The organism is Pseudomonas viridiflava (assembly GCF_900602065.1).
Classification (GTDB): domain Bacteria; phylum Pseudomonadota; class Gammaproteobacteria; order Pseudomonadales; family Pseudomonadaceae; genus Aquipseudomonas.
Genome location: NZ_UWFN01000326.1, coordinates 1 through 278, shown reverse-complemented (window position 1 = coordinate 278; position 278 = coordinate 1). Strand labels below are relative to the sequence as shown.

1 protein-coding gene is annotated in these 278 nt (G+C 56.8%); it reads left to right on the top strand.

Going from position 1 to position 278, the window contains the following annotated elements; all coding sequences use genetic code 11:
• Positions 1–256: hypothetical protein (locus tag EE949_RS24395; RefSeq protein ID WP_206335723.1), on the top strand; the 256-nt coding region annotated here is incomplete at its 5' end.
• Between the last annotated feature and the right edge of the window lie 22 nt (positions 257–278).

The window sequence follows — 278 nt, the reverse complement described above, 5'->3', positions numbered from 1 at the left end:
GACTACCACGAAGGTTAGCTCACCGCCAGTGCAGCAAGCGCCTGAGAGACGCCACATGACACAGACAACCCCGACCGATGAAACCCCGCAGGCGCACTCCATTGCGTTCAACGCTGGCCGCTCAGCGGCGGCCAGCGGCATAGAACTAGAGCATTCAGCCTTGCGGAATCTAAACCCCGAGTCGCAGCAATATCGCGACTACATAGTTGGTTACGACTTTGAAGAGGCACAGCGTGAAATCGTCAAAAGAAGCTAGGGCCGCAGGCGTTAGCAAGTAG